The following is a 3,051-nucleotide window of genomic DNA, read 5'->3' on the forward strand; positions in this document are numbered from 1 at the left end:
CTGTCGACCCGGTCCAGGTCCGCCGCCGTGAGGCCGGCGCCGTCGGTGACCGGTCGGTCGGCGAGCGCGGCCGGAGCGGTCCGCACCGGTCTCGCCGGAGAGGCGGCGGTCCGGGGGGCCTGCCGGGACTTCGTCCGCTCCTTCGGCCCGAAGCTGATGGGGGCGGTGGTGCAGCCGATGGCCGCTCCCGGTGTCGAACTGCTGGCCGGTGTCGCCCAGGACCGCGTCTTCGGGCCCCTCGTCCTCCTCGGCGCCGGTGGCACCGCGGCCGAGGTACTGGCCGACCGGACGGTCCGGCTGGCCCCGCTCACCGAGCGCGACCTCTCGCGGATGGTCACCGAACTGCGCTCGGCGCCGCTGCTCACCGGTCGAGGTGCCACGCCGGCGGTCGATCTCGACGCCGTGCGCTCCGTGCTCGCACGGCTCTCCCGGCTCGCGACCGATGTTCCCGAACTCGTCGAGACCGACCTCAACCCGGTGCCGTGTGCGTCGACGCCCGTGTCCGCCTCGAACCCCGGCCCGTTCACGACCCCTGCCTCCGCCGCCTGCGGTGCCCCCCGGCGGCCGGGGACACGGGAACGCGGTGAGGCGGTGCCCCGCCGCCGGCACCGGCACCGTCACGGCCGGCACCGTCATGACCGCGAGGCCCGCGGCCCGGGTGTTCGCGGTGACGCTGCGCAGCGTATGTTCCTGGAAGAGGTGCCGACAGTAGTTCAGCTCCATCGTCGTCTCCTGTCTGTGCAGGCCGGCCCTGCGGGAACGGACCGCGGTCGGTCACGCGTCCGGTCCGGACCCGGGCTCGCCGCGCACCACGACGACGGGGCAGGGTGCGTGGTGGACGCAGTGCTGGCTCACCGACCCGAGGTGGGCGCCCGCGAAGCCACCGTGCCCGCGGTGGCCCACGACGAGCAGCTGCGCGCCGTCGGCCGCGTGAAGGAGTGCGGCGGCGGGATGGGACTGGACGACGTGCCGGCGGATCGTGACCTCCGGGGCCTGCGCCGACACCTCACCGACGACCCGGGACAGCGCCTGCCGCGCGTTCTCCTCGAAGTCGACGGACTGGAGCGTGGGCGAGGGCACGCCGTACCCGACCGGGTACTGCCAGGCGATGACGGCGTCCACGGTGGCACCGCCCGACTCGGGGAGCTCACATCGCTCAGGGACCCGAGTACCGGGCGTTGCACGCTCTGGCTGTGCGCGGCCGAGGGCAACCCGTCCCAGCCCGCCCGGTGGGCGCAGGTGCTTGTGGGAACCGCCTTCGAGCGGCGTGGACAGCAGCAGGTGTGCCGTCCCGCGCCTGTTCTGCCCTGCGTCGTGGAGACGTGCGCCCGGGCGGGGTCGGTGGTGAATCGTTCGGGGTGAGCGGGGCGTGGGCGACGTCGGCGGGCCGGTCGGACGGCCGGTCCGTCAGCGGTCGGGGCGGTGCGGCGGGCCCCTGCCGGTCAGGCGCGTCCGAGTGTCCTGAGTACGGTGGTCCGGGCGTCGAGGGCGTCCGAGAGCGCCGGAAAGGGTGTCCCCGCGGTCAGGTCCGCGGCGAGCCGCCGGCAGATGGCCACGGCCTCGTCGGCGGCCCGCACCGCCTCCTCCGCGCCGACGCCCGCCGCGGCCTGGACCACGGCGAGGTGGCGAAGCCCGAACGCGTACCGCTCCGCGTAGGCCCCGGGGTCGTCGTCGGCCGAGGCCCGGAGCATTTTGAGCACACCCCGCAGAGCCGCGATCGCCTCCTCGGTCCGGCCGGCCGCCGCCAGCCGAAGGCCGACCAGCAACAGCCCGTCCAGCAGGTACGGGCGGAAGGACTCCGAATCGGAGGCGGAGTTCCGCTTCACGGCGTCCACGGACCGGATGGTCATCAGGGCGGCCTCCGTCGCCCTGCCGATGTCCACCAGGCAGGCGCCCAGCAGGTCCGACGATTCCAGCAGCGCGGCCGCCTCGGCGGCCGTCCCGCCCTCGACCAGGCGTCGACGGACGGACACCGCCTTGGCAAGGTGGTCGACAGCCCGGTGCGACCGGTCGTCGTGGGCGAGCCGGGCGCCGGCGGTGTGCAGAGCGGCGGCCAACTCCGGCAGCTGCGACTCGTTCTCCCGCGCGGACTCTCCCAGGACCACGATCCGGTCCTCGACCGCCCGCAGGGCCTCCGCGTGCCGACCGGTCCGGGTGAGCCAGTGGTCGAGGGCGTACAGTGCGGTCGCGAGGTCCGGCAGGTGGGCGGGGTTGGCGGCCGCGAGGGGCCGCCACTGGTGGACGGCCTCCTGCGCGGGTGCGAGGCCGTCCTCGGACGTGGGCGCCTGCGACAGCCGGATGCTCAGGTTGGTCAGCGACATCGCCAGGGCCGGCGCGCGGTGCGGGTCGGTGTCCGCCAGGTGCTCCCGGATCTGCAGCCCCTTACGTGTAGCCTTCAGCGCCTCCTCGGAACGGCCCAGCCGGGCGAGGACGTTGCCGCGGTTGTCCCAGGCGCTGCCCAGGTGGGCGCGGTAAGCGGTGGGATTGGCCTCGGTGAGCTCGTCGTAGAGGTGGACGGCCTCGTCGGTGAAGGTCAAGGCCCGCACCGGGTCACCGCTCGCCATCAGCCACTGGCCGCCGTTCAGGAGCGACATCGCCAGATCGGGCAGGTACTGCTCCCGGTCGGCGCCGGTCAGCTCGCGGTGGATCCGAAGAGCCTCCTGCGCCAGGTCGGCCCCGTGCGAAAGGTGCCCGGTCAGGGCCGCGGCGCTGCCCAGATTGGTCAGTGCCGTCGCGAGCGCGGGTAGGTGGGCCGCGCGGTCGCCGTCCCGCAGGTCCTGGAGCAGGCCGACCGCCTCCGCCGACACCGGTACCGCCTCCGTGGCGCGGCCCGTGCGCAGCAGCTGGATGCCCAGGTTGTTCAGCGCGTAGGCCAGGCCCACGGCGTCCCGCTCCGCCGGTCGGCGATGGATCTCGACCGCCTCCAGCAGGGGCGCCGTCGCCTCCTCGAACCGGCCTGCGGTGACGAGGACGGACGCAAGGCTGTTCAGCCCGTCGGCCAGGGCGGTCAGGGTCGCCGGTGCGGGTGGCGCGGACCCGTCGCCGGTGACG

General features: G+C 74.8%; 2 protein-coding genes and 1 pseudogene. 1 reads left to right on the plus strand and 2 read right to left on the minus strand.

Translation table 11 applies throughout. The annotated features are described in order from the left end of the window. Positions 1 to 45 precede the first annotated feature (45 nt). Positions 46 to 441 (plus strand): annotated as a pseudogene (locus tag VR45_RS50650) (acetate--CoA ligase family protein); the annotation flags it as partial. Positions 442 to 774: 333 nt separating this feature from the next. Here VR45_RS50650 and VR45_RS50655 read toward each other — a convergent pair. Together VR45_RS50655 and VR45_RS26705 are read right to left on the minus strand one after the other, a co-directional pair. Beyond that, the gene (locus VR45_RS50655) at positions 775 to 1,350 is read right to left on the minus strand and encodes a universal stress protein (protein WP_353612718.1); all 576 of its coding nucleotides are present in this window, start codon (positions 1,348 to 1,350) and stop codon (positions 775 to 777) included. 92 nt (positions 1,351 to 1,442) lie between these two features. Continuing rightward, positions 1,443 to 3,051, minus strand: a 1,609-nt coding sequence (locus VR45_RS26705) for a tetratricopeptide repeat protein (protein ID WP_045942388.1), incomplete at its 5' end; no start/stop codon positions are given.

Origin of the sequence: Streptomyces sp. NRRL S-495 (assembly GCF_000966955.1) — a bacterium.
Classification (GTDB): domain Bacteria; phylum Actinomycetota; class Actinomycetes; order Streptomycetales; family Streptomycetaceae; genus Kitasatospora; species Kitasatospora purpeofusca.